Origin of the sequence: Hydrogenophaga sp. (assembly GCF_031426985.1) — a bacterium.
In the GTDB taxonomy this organism is placed as follows: Bacteria; Pseudomonadota; Gammaproteobacteria; order Burkholderiales; family Burkholderiaceae_C; genus Hydrogenophaga.
In genome coordinates this window covers 241-1,103 of sequence record NZ_JASJOY010000093.1, presented here as the reverse complement: position 1 = coordinate 1,103, position 863 = coordinate 241, and the positions used below count along the sequence as shown (strand labels likewise).

The 863-nt window shown below is 70.2% G+C and carries 1 protein-coding gene; it reads left to right on the top strand.

What is annotated here, in order from left to right; translation table 11 throughout:
- Nucleotides 1-430 precede the first annotated feature (430 nt).
- Entirely contained in the window at nucleotides 431-769 is a 339-nt protein-coding gene (locus tag RMP09_RS11990) for a nitroreductase family protein (protein ID WP_231698748.1), read from the top strand.
- The last annotated feature ends 94 nt before the right edge of the window (nucleotides 770-863 follow it).

Genomic DNA, 863 nt, shown 5'->3' with positions numbered 1-863 from the left:
ATTGACTAGGCCGCGCCGATGCGGCCGTCGCCGGATCGGCGCTGAGGTTAGAGGATGCGTGCATGTGTTGTTCTTGCGTCCCGTGGCCGGGGTCGGGTTCGCGCCCGGGCGGGATCAGTCCGCCCGCTCCACAGGGACCACGGGCCGACACGTTGACATCAACGGCGACGTACCCTCGGTTCCGGAAGTCCAACTAAGAATAGCACGGCACCATGTCGACTCTGCGCCGCCAGGGTCGGGAGCGACCGACTGGGGCCAAGCGAGCCTAGCCGCAGAATGCCTCCAGCATGGAACCCTTGTCGGCCGCAATGGAGATCACTCGGGCGCTGCATCGCCAAGGTGGTTGAATGACCCCCTGCCGCGTGACGCCCGCGTCCGCCGCAGCGCGCTGCGCGGTCGGCACACCTAGCGCTACAACGGCCTGCGCCACGTGCTGCGGGCGAGCACGGGTGCGGTGCCGGTGCGACGGGCTTGTACGCGCGCTGCCGCGCTCAATCGGGACGTCTCAGGCGATGTAGCGGCGGTGTTCGTGCTGACCATCGCACGCGCTGGCTTCACCCGAGACCCCGCCGGTGCCGCGCGCGGCTACCGCCACACGTTCCTGGAGGTCGGGATGACCGGCGAGCGCCTGTACCTGAAGGCCGGCGCGCTCGGGCTGGGCGTGTGTGCAGTGGGCACCTTCTACGACGACGAGGCGGCCGCGCTGGTCGGCATCGACCCTACGCCAGAATGGCCGGTGCACTTCGTTACCCTGGGCTGGCCGGCGTGAAATCGACCACCCCTCCCCGCTGCGCGGGCACTCCCCCGTGGGGAGGCTCAGGCCGACGCTTGGGAGCGGCCCGGCGCTGGCCTGAGCACGCGCC